Source organism: Vibrio sp. 2304, from assembly GCF_033339475.1.
Classification (GTDB): domain Bacteria; phylum Pseudomonadota; class Gammaproteobacteria; order Enterobacterales; family Vibrionaceae; genus Vibrio; species Vibrio alginolyticus.
In genome coordinates this window covers 170929-189355 of sequence record NZ_JAWOUQ010000004.1, presented here as the reverse complement: position 1 = coordinate 189355, position 18427 = coordinate 170929, and the positions used below count along the sequence as shown (strand labels likewise).

General features: G+C 45.3%; 16 protein-coding genes. 5 read left to right on the top strand and 11 right to left on the bottom strand.

The window, feature by feature from the left end; genetic code table 11:
• The first annotated feature begins 36 nt into the window (after positions 1-36).
• Complete coding sequence (gene dsbB / locus R7P64_RS10315) at positions 37-573, top strand: disulfide bond formation protein DsbB (protein WP_017821379.1); 537 nt, start codon at positions 37-39, stop codon at positions 571-573.
• Between the two features lie 79 nt (positions 574-652).
• Here the strand turns inward: dsbB and R7P64_RS10310 are convergent, their stop codons facing one another.
• A complete protein-coding gene (locus R7P64_RS10310; RefSeq protein ID WP_005380818.1) occupies positions 653-1270 on the bottom strand; it encodes a YecA family protein in 618 nt (205 codons plus the stop codon).
• Between the two features lie 170 nt (positions 1271-1440).
• Between R7P64_RS10310 and dusC the strand changes: the two genes are divergently transcribed.
• Positions 1441-2400, top strand: a complete 960-nt coding sequence (dusC, locus tag R7P64_RS10305) for a tRNA dihydrouridine(16) synthase DusC (RefSeq protein WP_005380816.1) — start codon at positions 1441-1443, stop codon at positions 2398-2400.
• Positions 2401-2450: 50 nt separating this feature from the next.
• On the opposite strand, the gene R7P64_RS10300 is transcribed toward dusC, so the two are convergent.
• The 6 genes from R7P64_RS10300 to yfbV form a co-directional block, all read right to left on the bottom strand.
• Positions 2451-3911 carry a sensor domain-containing diguanylate cyclase gene (locus R7P64_RS10300; protein ID WP_005387278.1) on the bottom strand — a complete coding sequence of 487 codons (1461 nt, stop codon included), beginning with the start codon at positions 3909-3911 and terminating at the stop codon, positions 2451-2453.
• Positions 3912-4085: 174 nt separating this feature from the next.
• Positions 4086-5912 carry a maltodextrin glucosidase gene (gene malZ / locus R7P64_RS10295; RefSeq protein WP_318123460.1) on the bottom strand — a complete coding sequence of 609 codons (1827 nt, stop codon included), beginning with the start codon at positions 5910-5912 and terminating at the stop codon, positions 4086-4088.
• Positions 5913-6053: 141 nt separating this feature from the next.
• Positions 6054-6848: an ABC transporter ATP-binding protein gene (locus R7P64_RS10290; RefSeq protein WP_005387275.1), complete on the bottom strand. Its 795-nt coding sequence runs from the start codon at positions 6846-6848 to the stop codon at positions 6054-6056.
• A complete protein-coding gene (locus R7P64_RS10285) occupies positions 6845-7780 on the bottom strand; it encodes an ABC transporter permease (RefSeq protein WP_318123458.1) in 936 nt (311 codons plus the stop codon). Before R7P64_RS10285 ends, R7P64_RS10290 begins: the two co-directional genes overlap by 4 nt.
• Positions 7781-7954: 174 nt before the next feature.
• Positions 7955-8920 carry an ABC transporter substrate-binding protein gene (locus R7P64_RS10280; protein ID WP_017633858.1) on the bottom strand — a complete coding sequence of 322 codons (966 nt, stop codon included), beginning with the start codon at positions 8918-8920 and terminating at the stop codon, positions 7955-7957.
• Between the two features lie 329 nt (positions 8921-9249).
• A complete protein-coding gene (gene yfbV, locus R7P64_RS10275; protein ID WP_005380809.1) occupies positions 9250-9702 on the bottom strand; it encodes a terminus macrodomain insulation protein YfbV in 453 nt (150 codons plus the stop codon).
• Positions 9703-10048: 346 nt separating this feature from the next.
• Here yfbV and R7P64_RS10270 point away from each other — a divergent pair, with 346 nt between their 5' ends.
• The 3 genes from R7P64_RS10270 to R7P64_RS10260 all read left to right on the top strand — a co-directional run bounded on the left by R7P64_RS10270 (position 10049) and on the right by R7P64_RS10260 (position 14292).
• Positions 10049-11245: an acetate kinase gene (locus R7P64_RS10270; RefSeq protein ID WP_005380807.1), complete on the top strand. Its 1197-nt coding sequence runs from the start codon at positions 10049-10051 to the stop codon at positions 11243-11245.
• Between the two features lie 136 nt (positions 11246-11381).
• Positions 11382-13526: a phosphate acetyltransferase gene (gene pta / locus R7P64_RS10265; protein ID WP_005380805.1), complete on the top strand. Its 2145-nt coding sequence runs from the start codon at positions 11382-11384 to the stop codon at positions 13524-13526.
• 343 nt (positions 13527-13869) lie between these two features.
• A complete protein-coding gene (locus tag R7P64_RS10260) occupies positions 13870-14292 on the top strand; it encodes a hypothetical protein (RefSeq protein ID WP_005387269.1) in 423 nt (140 codons plus the stop codon).
• Positions 14293-14406: 114 nt separating this feature from the next.
• Here R7P64_RS10260 and R7P64_RS10255 read toward each other — a convergent pair whose 3' ends face one another.
• The 4 genes from R7P64_RS10255 to oppC all read right to left on the bottom strand — a co-directional run bounded on the left by R7P64_RS10255 (position 14407) and on the right by oppC (position 18415).
• Positions 14407-15354 (bottom strand): glutathione S-transferase family protein, encoded by a 948-nt coding sequence (locus tag R7P64_RS10255; RefSeq protein ID WP_262638645.1) that lies wholly within the window; start codon positions 15352-15354, stop codon positions 14407-14409.
• Between the two features lie 167 nt (positions 15355-15521).
• Positions 15522-16535 carry a murein tripeptide/oligopeptide ABC transporter ATP binding protein OppF gene (oppF, locus tag R7P64_RS10250; RefSeq protein ID WP_005387265.1) on the bottom strand — a complete coding sequence of 338 codons (1014 nt, stop codon included), beginning with the start codon at positions 16533-16535 and terminating at the stop codon, positions 15522-15524.
• The gene (locus tag R7P64_RS10245; RefSeq protein WP_005380792.1) at positions 16514-17485 is read right to left on the bottom strand and encodes an ABC transporter ATP-binding protein; all 972 of its coding nucleotides are present in this window, start codon (positions 17483-17485) and stop codon (positions 16514-16516) included. Before R7P64_RS10245 ends, oppF begins: the two co-directional genes overlap by 22 nt.
• A gap of 27 nt (positions 17486-17512) precedes the next feature.
• Positions 17513-18415 carry an oligopeptide ABC transporter permease OppC gene (gene oppC / locus R7P64_RS10240; protein WP_017633861.1) on the bottom strand — a complete coding sequence of 301 codons (903 nt, stop codon included), beginning with the start codon at positions 18413-18415 and terminating at the stop codon, positions 17513-17515.
• Positions 18416-18427: the final 12 nt, after the last annotated feature.

Below are 18427 nucleotides of genomic sequence, written 5' to 3'. Positions count from 1 at the left end.
TTCAGAGCTTTTTCTATTTCAGACAGGAACAAAAACGTGACTATTTTAAATTCACTTAACCAGTTTTCAAAGGGACGTTTATCGTGGCTACTGCTTCTGCTATTCGTCGTTTTCTTTGAAGCATGTGCCCTCTATTTTCAGCACGTCATGATGCTTGCACCATGTGTCATGTGTATTTATGAAAGAGTCGCGATGATGGGAGTGGGCGTCGCTGCAATGGTTGGTATATTGGCACCCAAGAACCCAATTTTCCGCTGGCTAGGTTTGATAGGCTGGGGATTAAGTGCTTACAAGGGTTTGTTACTTGCGATGCAGCACGTTGACTACCAGTTTAATCCATCACCATTCGCGACTTGCGATTTATTCGTCACATTCCCTAGCTGGGCTCCGCTCAATCAGTGGGTTCCTTGGATGTTTGAAGCATATGGTGATTGCTCTAAGGTTGTATGGCAGTTCCTTGATTTATCAATGCCACAATGGTTAGTCGTAATTTTTGCAGGCAATTTAATCGCTTTGGCATTAATTGTAATTGCACAATTCTTCCCTGCAAAACGCGTTAATCCAATTCGTTAATCCTACTGACGCGTAAAAATTAACAAAAAGCCGACCATCTGGTCGGCTTTTTGTTAAGTGGATAGCGCGGCGATTCGACTTAGCCGCGTGATTGACCACAGCACTGCTTGAATTTTTTTCCGCTCTCACAAGGACAGGGATCATTGCGCCCGATACCTTTGAATGGGTTTAGGCTTTGAGCTTTATTGCCTACCATCAACTCATCCGCGCCCAGCGCGACTTCACCGACCATTAAATCAAGCTGGTCGACTAAATCTGTCAGGGCCGGTGGCGTTTCAATACCTGCGTCACGCATCTGTTGCTGCGTTGCTGGCTCATCGATCGCCAGCATCAAAGTGGTCAGTAATGCTTGCAGCATACGCTGTAATCCATCATTGAGCTCAACGTCTTGCCACTGTTCTTCAATCATTGGCCAAACAGACATAAAGCCTTCGGCAAAATCAGCAAGTTGTTCAGGTTCTTTGCCTGTTAGCTCTAGCACGGAATATTCGTTTCGTTGAATTCGGTTATGCTGCTTGTGAATTTGCTCTTCCACAGCTGGTTGAATCGCTTTGAATCCCTCACCTAATAGCGGCTCTAACCACTTTTCAGGAGCGAGTGGTTTTGTCGTCAGATTCGCAGCTAACACTGCGCCTTCGATAAATAGGCAAGATTCATCGACGTGAACTTCACCTTTTTCAATCAATGTGTATTGCATGACATCTGGTTTCCCATAAATTTGGCGGCATTATACCTCAGAGCTCAAAAGCACGTAACCTAACGTTGTGTGTTTGACTGCATTGGGCGCTTCGACTCTTTTAATGACAAACTTAACTTACATCGCTACAATCGCCCTCCTTTTTACCACCAAACTGTATTAGGCAAGCTATGCGAGTTGTACTAGGCCCAATGGAAGGCGTTTTAGATCATTTGATGCGCCAAATCCTGACCGAGATAAACGACTATGACCTGTGTGTTACGGAGTTTGTTCGCGTAATCGACCAGCTATTACCCGATCATGTATTTCACCGTTTATGCCCGGAGCTGTTGCAAGGTTCTCAGACTGCATCTGGTGTGCCAGTACATGTGCAATTGTTGGGACAAGAACCAAACTGGATGGCTGAGAACGCAATTAAAGCGGCAAATCTTGGCGCCAGAGGTATTGATATAAACTTTGGTTGCCCAGCCAAAATGGTCAACAAAAGTAAAGGTGGAGCAGCGCTACTCCAACATCCAGAGCTCATTCACCGTGTTGTTAAAGCTTGTCGAGAAGCCGTTCCAGAAGCCATTCCCGTAACTGCAAAAATTCGTCTTGGCTGGGAGAACCCTGAAGATTGCTTTGAAATTGTCGATGCCATTCAGTCTGCTGGCGCAAATGAATTGACCGTACACGCACGTACTAAACAAGGTGGTTATAAAGCTTCTGAGATAAAATGGGATTACATCAACCAAATTCGTGAACGTTTTGATATCCCACTGATTGCGAATGGCGAAATTTGGAATTATGAAGACGGTCAACGTTGCATTGAAACGACTGGCGTTAGCTCTTTGATGGTGTGCCGAGGCGCTTTCAATATCCCTAACTTAGGCAATATGGTAAAACATAACCACCAGCCAATGTCATGGCCCGAGGTGGTTGAGTTGCTCATCTATTACTCCAAGTTTGAGATGAAAGGCGATAAAGGCTTGTATTACCCAAACCGCGTAAAACAATGGTTCTCTTACTTACGTCAGGCTTATCCTGAAGCAAAAGACCTATTTAGAGAAATCAGAACGTTCAACAAAGCCGCACCAATTGTTGAGCATATTCAACGCTACCGCGATGACTTAAACTCTCAGGTTGCATAATTCCCGAACACAAAAAGGACGAATATCTCGTCCTTTTTTGTACCTAAATCCTAGTAACAGATCTTATTTTTGCCGGTACTTTTGGCTTGATATAACTTTTCATCCGCCGCTTTAAACAATTCATCAAAGTTTTCTACTCGGCTCTCTTTACTAAACACCACACCGCCAGAGATCGTAAAGCCTTCTTTCGTTACGCGTATCGAGCGCTCATCTATGGCTTTTTTTACTCTGTCTAAAATGAGTTTAATGCCTTCTGAATCTTCGTCATAAATAGCTAAAACGAACTCTTCGCCACCAAACCTTGAGGCAACATCGGTATGGCGAATATTTTCACGTATACATTTTGCAACAAGCTGAATTGCAGAATCACCGACATCATGACCATAGGTGTCGTTGATCTTCTTGAAGTTATCAATATCGAACACTGCCAAAGCAACCTGTTTTTTTGTCATCTTATTACGCCACACGGTTTGCATACCTCGACGATTCAATAAACTGGTCATTGGGTCTCTTGCTGCCAGTTCTTTAAAGTAACGTCGCTCGCTATGCATATTCACATAGAACAAGACGACGGTACTCAGCACGTAAATAAATAGTGCGACAATAAGGCTGTATTTTTCAAAAACCGCTAGGTTCTTAGCTTCATCCCAAAGGTTGTACTCGTAGTACATGCTGTGATTCGCACTCAATCGCTCTAATTCGACAGGTTTGATTCGTGTACTGTTTGAAGGAATGGATTGTAAATTGGAAACCAAATGAAACTGACCAACAAGACCTAGCGACGAAGCCATGAGCGTATTGATGTCGAAATCAATAGACAAAACACCTTGATGTTCTCCTTTCTCATAGACGGGTACCGTCATACTAATGACTTGACCTTCCATCGAGTCCAACACAGGCCCTGGTCCAGCCAAGGTAATGTTCACTTTATCTTGCGCGGTTTTTTGCCAAAAAGGTCGGGCTTTTAGCGTTGACAAAAGCTCTCTAGTGAAATTTTTTGCGTAGGTATCGGGTGAGGAGATAACGTAACCGCGCTTGTCAATGTAATGGATTCCAACAATGTGCGATTCAATATCGTGCAGAAATGACAATGACGGCGCAAAACCCGCCTTTTGTTCAGCTAACTGGTTAATCGTTGAACCTTGCTGACATAAGCTTTCATCCCCTACGATCATATAATCAAGGTCAACCGCAGGTAACCCTTCACTATAAACACTTTCGAGTAATAACACATCTATAGGCCAAAGATAACAAAGCCCTTCTTTGACTAAAGAATTATGTTCTTCAAACAGTGGGTTAGCGTAATTGGTATAGTTGGTGAAGCTGTAATCTAAAGCCGTGAGTACTTTAATACCGCGAGACATTGCACGCTCGATACGCGAATACTCAGAATCGATATAGCGGTTAACCGCATCATAGTAATTTTTCGTTGTCACGAGTAAAACCACTACAAATAACGCCAGAGGAAAAAAGATGACAAATGAGAGGCTAAATCGCCTTTGGTTTACCATTGAGTACCATGCATATGAAAGGTCAATAGTCTCTTATGACTGCTATTAAATTGATACTCGTTATCTGGTGACGCATGCAATGCAGCACCAGATAACAAGAGACCAAACAAATGTGTGCGCGCTGTTTGAGACCGTTTATATATTAAAGGAGTTTAATCAATATAGAGTGTGGTGTCACTTTAGTCGCCATAATTTGCAGCTCTGTGCCGACATATTGACAGAGATATGACCTTTATAATCAACCTGTTCTGTGTCATCTAACAACGATATAACTTGGCTAACCTCCAAGCCCAGTTGCCACATAGGTAAATCGATTGAACATTCATTACCACTGAGATTAATCATAACAACGACTGCTTCACGACCCAGTACACGTGCGTACGCCAACTGGTTGTTAGTGCAATGCAGCCATTGAATACAGCCCGACTGTAAAGGCTTACATTGTTTACGTATCTTGACCCATTGTTGGTAAAGCGATAGCCATTGTGAACTTTCAATTTCATTCCAAGGAAAACAACGACGATTATCCGGGTCTAGCCCTCCTTCTAGACCGACTTCACTCCCATAGTAAATACAAGGCGTGCCAACGTAAGTCATAAGCATTGCTAGCGCGATGTTCATTTTACGCTTATCACCATCAACCAATGTGATAAACCGAGCAGTATCGTGACTATCGAGTTGATTTAGCTGCGATAGCTGATTCGAAAATGGGATTTTTGCTCTGGCTTCGTCCAACCATACTTTAAACTCCAAACCATCAATGTTGATTGGATCGTACATAATGTCTTGTCGTGCGATAAAAGCTCGGACTGGATGAGCAAAACCGTAGTAGTTCATCGCCCCATCCTCTTGATCACCTTGCAACCACTGCGTTGCTTCAAAAAAGTGCTCACCTAACACATAAGCATTCGGGTTTACTGACTTAGTTGCATGACGAAACGCTGCCACATAATGAGCATTGTTTTTCGCGCCGTCCCCTTCGCCAAGCATATGGATTACATCAAACCGCCAGCCATCAACCAAGTACGGTGGCTTCAGCCAATACTTGATGACAGAATCTTCACTTTGGTAGATGTAGTCGCGCACCTGTTCATTTTCGAAGTTCAGAACCGGTAAGTTACCAATGCCTTTCCAACCAATGTAGTGATTGGTTTCGCCTTCGAAAAAGTAGTAATCACGGAGCTTTGACTGCGGATTGCCATATGCTCCTTCTCCTTTTTGTTGGATATCAAACCAAGGATGATGCACTGACGTGTGGTTAAACACCGCGTCTAAGACAATCTTCATATTCTTACCACGAATCTTCTCACACAGTTCAGCAAACTGATCGTTGGTGCCGAACATAGGGTCAACAGTGAAGTAATCAGTGGTGTCGTATTTATGATTACTTGGTGAAGAAAAGATCGGATTAAAATAAAGCGCAGTAACGCCGAGCTGTTCAAGATAGTCCAACTTTTGCTCCACACCTTTGAGGTCGCCGCCAAAGAATTCACGTGCCCCGGTATTTTGGTGAGAGCCTACCGCGTCTCCCCACGGCTTGACGATCGATGCAGAATCATACTGAGCATAAGCGTGGCGAATATCAGACTCACTTTTACTAGCAGAAAAACGGTCAGGAAAGATTTGATAGAAAACTTGCTCTTGGACCCAGTTTGGTGGTTGATGCTCTACATTCAACTTAAAGTGGAACTCTTTGGGTGGAATACGCTTTTGTACGCCTCGTGCATCGAGCCAGTATTGTTGTCCGTCTTTGAGGAGCTTAAACACATAATGTGTGACATCTCGATCTTGATTTGGTCGAAACGATGCCTCCCATAGTAATAATTCACCAGCCGTTCCTACTTGAGCCATGTCGACCAGATATTCTTCATTGTCCGGCTCAATACGCACATAGACGGAATCAAAACCCAATGTCTCGGTTTTCAGTCTGACTGTAACTTGCTCGTCATTAAAAGCTAAACCATCAATAGTTTGACTATGAAAAATAAATGGCAGGTTCATTATGGGCACTCCTCGTCATCGGATATGCCACTATGTTATTGAAGAATTAGAGACAAGAAATCCTCCCTGCGAGTTGACATATCAGCCAATTTTCCCAAGGAGGATCACACTTAGTAGGCGTAGTGACTTGTCGGATACCGCTTAGTTCAACAAGAGACTGTCATCTGCCAGCTCTTCACCACGCACTTTGGAGAACATATCCAACAAGTCTGGTACTTGCATGTTAGCGCGCTGCTCTCCAGCCACATCAAGCACAATTTCACCTTGGTGAAGCATTACGGTCCTATCGCCACATGCTAATGCGTCTTTCATCGAATGCGTCACCATCATCACTGTTAAATCGAACTCATCGACAATACGTTTAGTTAAGTCGATAACAAACGCCGCCATACGAGGATCAAGCGCAGCCGTGTGTTCATCAAGCAATAACAGCTTACTCTCCGATAACGTCGCCATCACAAGGCTAACGGCTTGTCGTTGTCCACCAGACAGCAACCCAATGCTATCGCCCAAGCGGTCTTCTAAACCAAGACCGAGGATGCTAATTCGCTCTTGGAACAGCTTGCGACGTTTAGTAGAGAGCGCCAACCCCCAGCTGCGTTTTTTACCACGCATGTGCGCTAGAGCCATGTTCTCTTCTATCGTCAGTTCACCACAAGTCCCGGCCAATGGATCTTGAAACACTCGGGCACATTGCGTCGCACGTTGGGCTACCGTCTGCTTGGTGACGTCTTTGCCGTCAATGATAACCTGACCACCTATCATCGGCGTCTCACCTGTCACCGCACCAAGCAACGTCGATTTCCCTGCGCCATTAGAACCAATCACGGTAAGAAATTGATGCTCTGGAACCTCTAAAGAGACGCCTTTCAATGCACGATTTTCCAAAATCGTCCCAGGGTTGAACGTGACCTGAATATTATTTAGTTCGATCATAATGCCTCCCCAGAACCATTTTTTGATGCCGCTTGTTTAGCATCAGTAACGCGTTGTTTCGCTCTCATGCTCTGTTTTAGCTTTGGAGCAATAAGCGCCACAGCCACCAATACTGCGGTAACAAGGTTGAGGTCTGAAGCTTGTAAACCAAACATGCCAGAGCTCAAAGCGAAAGCCACTGCAAGGCGATAAAGTGCCGAACCGATGATGACCGCAAATACCGCAACCCAAATCTTGCGCCCGGGAATAAGGGTCTGCCCCAAAATCACAGCTGCCAAACCAACGACAATGGTGCCCACGCCAGAGGTCACATCCGCAAAGCTGTTCGTTTGTGCAAACAACGCGCCTGCGAATCCCACAAACCCGTTGGATAAAGCCAAGCCAAAGTAGGTATAAAAGCCAGTGCTCGCCCCTTGCGCAGAAACCATACGCGCATTCACACCCGTGGCTCGTAAACCAAGACCAAAGTCGCTGTTCAGCAGGCGAATGACAAAGAAAGCGGAAAGAAGAACTAAGACCCCAACAACCAGAGGGCGAATAAACATCGCATCGCCCAATGCTTCAAACGGAGTGAGAATCGTATCCTCTCCAAGCAACGCCATATTAGGTTTGCCCATAATACGAATATTAATTGAAAATGCAGCGATCATGGTAAGAATGGAAGCTAACAGGTGTAAAATGCCACACCGAACAGCCAGAAAAGCGGTTACCCACCCCGTCATACTACCAGCTATCATCGCCATTATTGTCGCAAGCCAAGGATTAATACCAGCGACAATCGCCGTTGCAGCCACCGCCGCTCCCATTGGAAAACTGCCATCCACACTCAAATCGGGGAAATCGAGAACACGGAACGTAAGATACACACCCAGAGCGACTAGGCCATAAATCAAGCCAATTTCGAGTGCGCCAAAAAAAGCAAATGCAGACATAACTGCTCCTTTCTGCATGCTCAGGCTGGCTAATACCAACCTGAACTTAAGACTTCTAACGTATACTCCCCTTCTTCTCTAGCAGAATGCTTTACACGAGAAACCTGGAGAGTATCAGTTTTGGGGCAAGCCTCTATCAACCAACGTGACAGGCTTAACCCCAAAAAGCGTTACTTATTGCATGCTTGTCGCACGTTCAACCACAGAACTTGGCAGCTTGATACCGAGCTTAGATGCTGCGCTTTCATTAATTACAAGGTCAGAGCCCGTCGCGACTTTTACATCTAGCTTGCCTGGTTCTTGACCATCAAGAATCGCCGCCACGTAATCCGCGGTTTGTACACCAACCTGGTAGTAGTCAAAACCTAAGCCTGCAATTGCACCCTTTTCCACATACGACGTCGCGCCACCAAATACAGGTTTCTTCGCTTGATTCGCTGCCACAATCATCCCTTCAATAGCACTTGCAACTGTATTGTCTGTTGGGGCGTAAAGAATGTCTGATTTCGCTGCAATCGCTTGAGTCGCAGACTGAACATCAGCACTTTTTAGTGCGGTCGCTTCAACCACTTGTATGCCTTTTGCTTTTGCGCTTTCTTTTAGTAATTCAACTAAAGTCACGGCATTAGCTTCACCGGGATTAAATACAACCCCGATGCTTTTCACCTGAGGAAGAATTTCTTGGATGAGATCGACATGCTGAGCAACGGGTGAAAGATCAGACAGGCCAGTTACGTTTTTGCCTGGTTGTTCCATCGACTTAACCAATTTCGCACCAACCGGATCTGTTACCGCAGTAAAGACAACAGGAATAGAGCGAGTAGCCGACACCAAGGCTTGTGCCGAAGGTGTCGCGATGCCAACTAACACATCAGGATTTTCGCCGACGTACTGACGGGCAATTTGCACCGCAATCGCTGGATTACCCTGTGCGGTCTTATAATCAAATTCTAGATTTTTGCCTTCTTCGTAGCCTTTCGCTTTCAAACCATCAAGTAATCCTTGGCGCGTCGCGTCTAACGCCGGGTGTTCGACAATCTGTGAAACTGCGACAGTTGCAGTGGCGGCCAGTACATTGGTAGAAGAGAAAATAGCAGTAGCAGATAGAACGGCGGTGGCTAATAAACGTTTCGTTTTCATCATAACTCCTTGATGTGACTTCGTCCTTGTTTCACGAGCTTTCAATATGTGTATCGACTCGTGAATTCAAATGTTTGAAGGCGGTATTGTTGTGTTCGTATAACTGTGCACTTCTTGCGCATCTTGTTTTTATTATTACTACTAAGTCTTAGTAAAGAAAAGAAAGATTTAACACTAAAGCAACATTTGTGATCGGGGGACTTCTTCATCCGGAAAGAATCTTTGGTAAACAAAGCTTCGCTCGCTTCATCAACGACCGTCAAAGTAGGTAATAGAGGCAGGATCAAAAATGGAGCAGCCAGTGCACACTCCATTTCAAACAATTTAAATTAGAACCAACGCTCTAATGACGATTTATCGAGCTGGCGAAACGCTCGGTTCAGTATTATCGCAAGCTCTTTGTAACGAGGGCGAGCTTTGACAGGCTCTAATGCAAAACCTGTTTCCACAATTTTTTGATGCAACTCCCGATACCAAGAGGCCAAAGAAGGCGGCAATTTCGTGTTGGATCGAGCACCAAGCCACCAAATGCCTTGAAGTGGCAAGCTAATCGCAAACAAGGCGACAACAATGGATTGAGGTAACGCGTGGTAATTGTTGAATGCCATTTGAGTGAGTACGCTGATCGCAGCAACGGCCGGCATGACTTTAATGCCAAAGCGAGTCGCCTTAATGATACGCTGTTCCGGAAATATGGCGCTTAGCTCTTTACGAACCGGCCAGATCTCCATGTAATTCTGGCCATCTTTCAGGCTATGGATCAATCCGACTTTATTACTCATACCGCTCTCTCACTAAAAAATAGTTGAACATTTCAACTGAAGGTACAAAAAATTGATGAAAGTTAATATTCTTTCAAATTTTTTTTGTTATCATTGCTTATTATCGCTATCCTTTGCAGACCCTCAATCTCATTGTTGCTGTTATTTACAATTTAAGCAACTCCGAGATATCTATCTGCACGGATCGCATCATAGTGATGGAAGGGTTCATCACTATTTCTTTATATGGAATTAGAACAATTTTTGACCAGGATTAGTACGCAGCCTTCTGGGTATCGGCTATTCTTGTGATTAATTTTTCATTCTTTAACTGATTTTTTATCAGACGAATAACAGGTAGTCATACATGTCTAAGCTAGTTTTAGTTTTAAACTGCGGTAGTTCTTCTCTTAAATTTGCCGTTGTTGATGCCGAGAACGGCGACGAGCACTTGTCAGGTCTTGCTGAGTGTCTTCACCTTCCTGAAGCTCGCATCAAGTGGAAACTTGATGGCAAGCACGAAGCTCAACTAGGCAATGGTGCAGCTCACGAAGAAGCACTAGCGTTTATGGTAGAAACTATTCTTGCTTCTAAGCCAGAGCTTAAAGCTAACCTAGGCGCAATCGGTCACCGTATCGTTCACGGCGGCGAGCAGTTCACTCAATCTGCACTAATTACTGATGAAGTTCTAAAAGGTATTCAAGACGCTGCAACATTTGCACCTCTTCATAACCCTGCTCACATCATCGGTATCGAAGCGGCTAAGAAAAACTTCCCAGAGCTGAAAAACGTTGCTGTATTTGACACTGCGTTCCACCAAACTATGCCTGAAGAGTCTTACCTATACGCTCTTCCATACAACCTATACAAAGAACACGGTATCCGTCGTTACGGCATGCACGGTACTTCTCACTTGTTCATCACTCGTGAAGTTGCAGGCCTACTAAACAAACCAGTTGAAGAAGTAAACATCATCAACTGTCACCTAGGTAACGGCGCATCTGTATGTGCGATCAAGAACGGTCAATCTGTAGACACTTCTATGGGTCTTACTCCACTTGAAGGTCTGGTAATGGGTACTCGCTGTGGCGACATCGACCCTGCTATCGTCTTCCACCTACACGACGCTCTAGGTTACTCTGTTGATCAAATCAACACGATGCTAACTAAAGAGTCTGGTCTTCAAGGTCTAACTGAAGTGACTTCTGACTGTCGTTTCGTTGAAGACAACTACGGTCAAAAAGAAGAAGCAACACGCGCAATGGACGTGTTCTGCCACCGTCTAGCTAAATACGTTGCTGGCTACACTGCTTCAATGGAAGGCCGTCTAGACGCAATCACTTTCACTGGCGGTATCGGCGAGAACTCTGGCCCTATCCGTGAAATGGTTCTAAACCGTCTTGGCATCTTCGGTATCGAAGTAGATAGCGAAGCTAACCTTAAAGCTCGCTTCGGCGGCGAAGGCGTTATCACGACTGAAAACAGCCGTATCCCTGCAATGGTTATCTCTACTAACGAAGAGCTAGTCATCGCTGAAGACACTGCTCGCCTGACAGGTCTTTAATTGAATTCCTGGCTAGCCACTCGGCTAGCCAGATTTTCATTCAAACGAATTTCTTAGGGGCTCAACTCCTATTCTTCGAGCTTCATGGAATAAGAGTTGAGCTTTTATCCCCCAAATAGCTAAAGGTACTCTACGAATGTCTCGTACTATTATGCTTATCCCTACTAGCGCAGGCGTTGGCCTAACAAGCGTTAGCATGGGTGTTCTTCGCGCTATGGAGCGTAAAGGCGTTAAAGTTTCTTTCTACAAGCCAATCTGTCAGCCACGTTCAGGTGGTGATCAGCCAGATCTGACTTCAACTATCGTTGGTCGTAACAGCGATATGAAGATCGGTGAACCAATGGCGATGTCTGTTGCTGAAAGCCTAATCGGTAACGACAACATGGACGAGCTGCTAGAAACCGTTGTTGAACGTTACAACCAAATCAACAAAGACGCAGACGTTACGCTAATCGAAGGTCTTGTACCTACTCGTAAGCACCCATTTGCAAACCAAGTAAACGCGGAAATCGCGGCAACACTTGGTGCAGAAATCGTGCTAGTTGCGACTCCAGGTACTGATAACCCTGCGCAACTGAAAGAGCGTATCGAAGTAGCATGTTCTAACTTCGGCGGCACTAAAAACAAAAACATCTCTGGTGTTATCATCAACAAGCTAAACGCTCCTGTTGACGAAGCTGGCCGTACTCGCCCTGACCTATCTGAAATCTTTGACGATGCAGACAGCGCGAAACAAAACGAATTGAAAGTGATGGAAATTTTCAACACTTCTCCAATTCGTGTACTAGGTTGTGTGCCATGGAGCATTGATCTGATTGCGACTCGTGCAATCGACATGGCTAAACACCTGAAAGCAGATATCATCAACGAAGGTGACATCAACACTCGTCGCATCAAGAGCATCACCTTCTGTGCACGTTCTCTGCCAAACATGATTGAGCACTTCAAACCGGGTTCTCTACTTGTTACTTCTGCAGACCGTCCTGATGTTATCGTTGCTGCTTCTCTTGCTGCAATGAACGGTGTGGATATTGGTGCAGTACTGCTAACTGGCGGTTACGATATCCCTAGCGAAATCGAAGGCCTATGTAAACCAGCATTCGACACTGGTCTACCTATCTTCAAAGCACAAGGTAACACTTGGCAAACGTCTCTAAACCTACAGAGCTTCAGCATCGAAGTACCTGCAGACGATAAAGAGCGTATCGAGTTCATCAACGAACACGTTGCTGGCCACATTGACGGTAACTGGATCGAGTCTATGACTGAAGGCACTCAGAAGTCTCGTCGTCTAAGCCCACCAGCGTTCCGTTACCAGCTAACTGAACTTGCTCGTAAAGCAGGTAAGCGTATCGTTCTTCCAGAAGGTGACGAACCACGCACAGTTAAAGCAGCGGCAATCTGTGCTGAACGCGGCATTGCAGACTGTGTACTTCTAGGTAACCCAGATGAAATCCGTCGCGTAGCGGCTCAACAAGGCGTTGAGCTAGGTACTGGTGTAACCATCATTGATGCAGATGCTGTTCGTGAAAACTACGTTGCTCGCCTAGTTGAGTTGCGCGGTGCTAAAGGCATGACTGAAGTTGTGGCTCGTGAGAAGCTACAAGATTCAGTATTCCTAGGCACAATGATGCTTGAGAACGACGAAGTTGACGGCCTAGTTTCTGGTGCTGTTCACACTACGGCGAACACTATCGTTCCTCCGTTCCAAATCATCAAGACGGCACCAAATGCGTCTATCGTATCTTCAGTATTCTTCATGCTTCTGCCTGATCAAGTACTGGTTTACGGTGACTGTGCAATCAACCCAGATCCAACTGCTGAACAGCTTGCTGAAATCGCTATCCAATCTGCCGACTCTGCAGCAGCATTCGGTATCGAACCACGCGTTGCAATGATCTCTTACTCTACTGGTGAATCTGGTAAGGGTGCAGACGTTGATAAAGTACGTGAAGCAACAAAACTGGCTCAAGAGAAACGTCCTGATCTTATCATTGACGGTCCTCTACAGTACGACGCTGCTATTATGGAAAACGTTGCTGCTTCTAAAGCACCAAACTCTCCAGTTGCAGGTAAAGCGACAGTATTTGTATTCCCAGACCTAAACACGGGTAACACAACTTACAAAGCGGTACAACGTTCAGCTGACCTAGTATCTATCGGTCCAATGCTGCAAGGTATGCGTAAGCCTGTAAACGACTTGTCTCGTGGAGCGCTAGTAGACGACATCGTGTACACCATCGCTCTAACAGCTATCCAAGCAGACCAAGAAGCTAAATAATCGCTTCTGACATCTAGTTAGATATAGATACAAAGCCCTCGATTCGTCGAGGGCTTTTTCTATTGCTGGCCAGAACACTTATTTGTTTTTTATACCAATCACTGCACAACCTATAATTACTGGTGCGCAAAGCTTTTCTCCCTATCGCCCCACCACACCTAATCGACAATGCTCGCGCTTGTTCTTACACCGATTGACCCATTCCCCAAAATACATTGGCTCCAAGGCAGCACGGCCCCTGTTCAATTTATCGGCATTATTTACGTTTTAGCTAAACTTTTTTGCTAGGAAATACGTAAAAGCTACTGCAATGCACAAACTCATTGACTGCTAAGGAATATATATGAAGGATTTCATCAATACATCACTGATAAAGTTTGGTTTAGCTGCGTTTCTGATTAGTTTTTCTTCATTCAGCTTTTCCGCCTCGAGTATTAAAGGCGTCGATCAAGATATGTCCGGAGGAACGGTGACCGCTGAAATGGCTCATGCTGATGACAATGGGTGGATGGTTGTCCACCGAACAGACGAATCAATGAAGCCTGGTCCTGTTATCGGCTACGCTCCGTTAAAAATGGGAAAGAATGAAAACGTAAATGCAATTTTGATGGAACCAGTAGAATCAGGCGATATGCTGATGTTAATGGTCCACGGAGAGAAAGGTGGCATGAAGACTGGTGTGTTTGAGTATACGCTCGGCGCTAAAGAGGACGGTCCTGTAAAAGTGGACGGAAAGCTAGTGATGGACATCGTACGCGCTAAGTAAGGTGGCGATGAATGAAAAAGTAAACTTCCTACTCCCGGTATTTAGATGACACAAAAGTACTTAACGGCATTGCTAACCGTTAAGTACTTTTTCATTTGCGATGGAAGCAGCAAACTAGCCAATCCTTTCTCTTCCATGAGGAGTATTTAGGTCTAAATCAGGCCCTTTTGGTACAACTTGCGTCGGATTAATCCCAGTGTGGCTGAAGTAGTAGTGGCGTTTAATGTGATAGAAATCCGTCGTATCTTCGACGCCTTTTACTTGATACAACTCTTTTAAGTAGCCTTGTATATTTTCGTAGTCTGCGATGCGCTGCTTGTTACACTTGAAATGCCCCACATACACCGCATCAAAACGAATAAGAGTCGTAAACAAACGCCAATCCGCCTCAGTAATTGTGTTCCCTGCTAAGTAACGATGCGTAGCTAGGTGAGCATCGATTTTATCTAACGCATTAAACAAAGAATCAAACGCTTCTTCATACGCCTCTTGTGTAGTCGCGAAGCCACAACGATACACTCCGTTGTTGACATTTGGATAAACAAAATCGTTCCACTCATCAATAACGTGTTTTAGATGATCTGGATAGTAGTCGTCGTGATTCCCTGTTAACGCATTGAATTCCGAATTGAACATGCGAATGATCTCTGACGACTCGTTTGACACAATAGTATTGGTCTTTTTATCCCAAAGTACAGGCACGGTTACGCGGCCCGTGTAATCGGGTTTGGCCTGCGTGTAAATTTGATACATGCGCGTGTGACCAAACAATGGCTCAGGAAGCCCCATTTGCCAACCTTGGCTGAGCATATCAGGGCAAACGACCGTGACATCAATATGTGGTTCTAAACCTTTCAGCTTGCGGAAAATGAGGGTTCGATGTGCCCACGGACAAGCAAGAGAGACATACAAATGGTATCGACCGGACTCTGGTGTAAACTCCGCATCAGGGTCGTTTTTAACCCAGTTACGGAATCCGGCATCTTCGCGCACAAATTTGCCACCATTTGATTTTGTGTCATACCAGACATCTTGCCAAACACCTTCAACCAACTTACCCATGATTGCTCTCCTCTCGTTCTGTTTGTGTCTATATTAGCGTTTCCTATCAAACAGAGAATCATCGAACTTAGGACATCATGTTCAAGAAATTCGAATGTATAAATCAGACACATAAAAAAAGCGCGACCCGATGAAGGTGTCGCGCTTAAGCCCGTCACAGGCTGAATTTATACACTAACGTGTAAACAAGATACCGCGTGAACGTCATTACCTAAAATGGTTGGCTTTGTCTTCGCACACTCTTCGGTTGCTTGTGGGCAACGAGTGCGGAATACACAACCCGACGGTGGGTTGATAGGTGAAGGAAGATCACCCTCTAGCATTTGGATTTTCTTATTGCGCTCAATATCCGGGTCCGGGATCGGAACCGCAGACATCAGCGCACGCGTATATGGGTGCTTAGGATCAGCAAACAGAGCCTCGGCCTCGCCAAGTTCCACGGCATTACCTAAATACATAACTAAAACGCGATCTGAAATGTGTTTAACGACAGACAAGTCATGCGCAATGAATACCAGAGAAAGCCCTAACTCTTTTTGAATCTCTTTAAGTAGGTTAACCACCTGAGCTTGAATAGATACATCAAGCGCCGATACTGGCTCGTCACAAATGATCATCTTAGGCTTAAGGATAAGCGCACGCGCTATCCCGATACGCTGACACTGACCACCCGAGAACTCGTGTGGGTAACGGTTAATCACGTTAGGTAATAGGCCAACTTTCGCCATCATCTCTTTAACGCGATCTTTCACTTCCTGCTTAGACAGTTCTGGATAGAATGTCTCAAGAGGTTCAGCAATGATATCACCAACAGTCATACGCGGATTCAGCGATGCCAATGGGTCTTGGAAAATCATCTGAATTTCTTTACGCGTCTCACGGCGCTGAACGCTTTTCATTTTAGTAAGGTCTTGACCCAACCAAACTACTTGGCCGTCAGTAGCTTCAACCAGACCAATGATGGCACGAGCAAACGTCGATTTACCACAACCTGATTCACCTACTACACCAAGCGTTTCCCCTTCGTATAGTCGAACGTTCACGCCATCTACCGCTTTCAGGCTCGAAGGCTTTGACCACGGCCATGCCGACTTTGAGGCAATGCTGAAGTGAACTTTCAGCTCAGAAATGTCCAGAATTAGTTTTTTGTCTACTGCGTTCATTTGTTCCAAGCCTCCCATTCAGAAAAACATGCACGCTGACGACCATCACCAAATGGTGTCAGAATTGGCGCCTCGCGCTTACAACGATCCATCACACGGTGACAGCGCTCTTGATAAGGGCAGCCCGGCGGTAGACGAAGCAAGTTTGGTGGATTACCAGGAATGGTCGGCAGAATTTCACCCTCAGTATCGAGGCGAGGAATCGCCTTCAGCAGCCCCTCCGCATAAGGATGGCTTGGATTGTAGAAAATTTCGTTTACGTTGCCGTACTCCATAGTACGGCCTGCATACATCACCAGCACCTTGTCACACGAACCTGCAACCACACCAAGGTCGTGCGTGATCATGATGATCGCTGTGTTGAACTCAGATTTCAGCTCATTCAACAAGTCCATGATCTGTGCTTGTACCGTCACATCAAGTGCTGTTGTTGGCTCATCGGCAATAAGCAGTTTAGGACGACATAACAACGCCATCGCGATCATTACACGCTGACGCATACCGCCTGAAAACTCATGCGGGTACATCGTGATACGCTTACGCGCTTCAGGGATTTTTACCGCTTCCAGCATGCGTACTGATTCTTCAAATGCTTCCGCTTTGCCCATGCCTTTGTGCAGCATAAGCACTTCCATCAACTGATCACTCACTTTCATGTAAGGGTTCAGTGATGTCATTGGGTCTTGGAAGATCATTGCGATCTGTTCCGCACGCACTTTGTTCAGTTCTTTTTCTGGTAAGTTTAGGATTTCTTTGCCTTCAAACTTTGCGCTACCAGAAATAATACCGTTCTTAGCCAAAAGGCCCATGATTGCGAATACGGTTTGAGATTTACCTGATCCCGACTCTCCAACGATACCTAAGGTTTCGCCTTGGTTGAGAGAGAAGTTCAAATCGTTTACTGCGGTTACGATACCATCTTGCGTGGTGAATTCGACGCGCAGATCTTTGACATCTAATAAGCTCATCATTGCTTCCTTAATCTTATCTTTTAATTATCTGTCTTTTGGATCCAGCGCATCGCGCAGGCCGTCACCAACGTAGTTGAAGCAGAATAGCGTCACAACCATGAACACTGCTGGGAATGCCAGCTGCCAGATTGCTACTTCCATTGTCTGTGCACCTTCTTGTAGAAGAGCGCCCCAACTTGTCATTGGTTCCTGAACACCAAGACCAAGGAATGATAGGAATGATTCCGTTAGAATCATACTTGGGATAAGCAGCGTAGAGTATACCGCTACAATACCCAGTACGTTAGGTACGATATGACGAGTAATGATTTTCCAGTTGCTTACACCACACACATGTGCCGCTTCGATAAACTCCTTGCTACGTAGACTAAGAGTCTGACCACGTACGATACGCGCCATATCTAGCCATGCGATAGCACCAATCGCAACGAAGATCAGCATGATGTTACGACCGAAGAATGTTACCAGTACAATCACCAGGAACATAAACGGTACCGCGTATAAAATTTCTAGAATACGCATCATTACGCGGTCAACTTTACCGCCGATGAAACCAGATGCTGCGCCGTAGAGCGTACCAATCAGTACCGCTACAAATGCACCCATAACACCTACCATCAACGAAATACGACCTCCAATTAGCGTACGCACGTATAAATCACGGCCTAAGCTGTCAGTACCAAACCAATGGTCAGCATTCGGTGCAACGTGCATCGCGTACCAGTCAGTATCATCAAATGTGTACGGTGCGATCATTGGCAGGATAATAACCGCCAACGTCATTAGGACAAGAAGGAATAAGCTCACCATCGCCGCTTTGTTGCGCATGAAACGGATACGAGCATCTTGCCAAAGACTGCGACCTTCAATCTCCAAGTTTTCGGAGAATTTCTCAATCGCTTCTAGGTTTTCTTTTTTCGTTAACATAACCAAACGTCC

Excerpts from the sequence above, each read along its gene's own strand:
- R7P64_RS10270 (WP_005380807.1), top strand. The coding sequence starts at position 10,049 with ATGTCTAAGCTAGTTTTAGTTTTAAACTGCGGTAGTTCTTCTCTTAAA.
- oppC (WP_017633861.1), bottom strand. The coding sequence starts at position 18,415 with ATGTTAACGAAAAAAGAAAACCTAGAAGCGATTGAGAAATTCTCCGAA.
- yfbV (WP_005380809.1), bottom strand. The coding sequence starts at position 9,702 with ATGAGTAATAAAGTCGGATTGATCCATAGCCTGAAAGATGGCCAGAAT.
- R7P64_RS10285 (WP_318123458.1), bottom strand. The coding sequence starts at position 7,780 with ATGTCTGCATTTGCTTTTTTTGGCGCACTCGAAATTGGCTTGATTTAT.
- R7P64_RS10290 (WP_005387275.1), bottom strand. The coding sequence starts at position 6,848 with ATGATCGAACTAAATAATATTCAGGTCACGTTCAACCCTGGGACGATT.
- pta (WP_005380805.1), top strand. The coding sequence starts at position 11,382 with ATGTCTCGTACTATTATGCTTATCCCTACTAGCGCAGGCGTTGGCCTA.
- R7P64_RS10255 (WP_262638645.1), bottom strand. The coding sequence starts at position 15,354 with ATGGGTAAGTTGGTTGAAGGTGTTTGGCAAGATGTCTGGTATGACACA.
- R7P64_RS10300 (WP_005387278.1), bottom strand. The coding sequence starts at position 3,911 with ATGGTAAACCAAAGGCGATTTAGCCTCTCATTTGTCATCTTTTTTCCT.
- malZ (WP_318123460.1), bottom strand. The coding sequence starts at position 5,912 with ATGAACCTGCCATTTATTTTTCATAGTCAAACTATTGATGGTTTAGCT.
- R7P64_RS10260 (WP_005387269.1), top strand. The coding sequence starts at position 13,870 with ATGAAGGATTTCATCAATACATCACTGATAAAGTTTGGTTTAGCTGCG.
- R7P64_RS10245 (WP_005380792.1), bottom strand. The coding sequence starts at position 17,485 with ATGAGCTTATTAGATGTCAAAGATCTGCGCGTCGAATTCACCACGCAA.
- R7P64_RS10280 (WP_017633858.1), bottom strand. The coding sequence starts at position 8,920 with ATGAAAACGAAACGTTTATTAGCCACCGCCGTTCTATCTGCTACTGCT.
- R7P64_RS10310 (WP_005380818.1), bottom strand. The coding sequence starts at position 1,270 with ATGCAATACACATTGATTGAAAAAGGTGAAGTTCACGTCGATGAATCT.
- oppF (WP_005387265.1), bottom strand. The coding sequence starts at position 16,535 with ATGGGAGGCTTGGAACAAATGAACGCAGTAGACAAAAAACTAATTCTG.
- dusC (WP_005380816.1), top strand. The coding sequence starts at position 1,441 with ATGCGAGTTGTACTAGGCCCAATGGAAGGCGTTTTAGATCATTTGATG.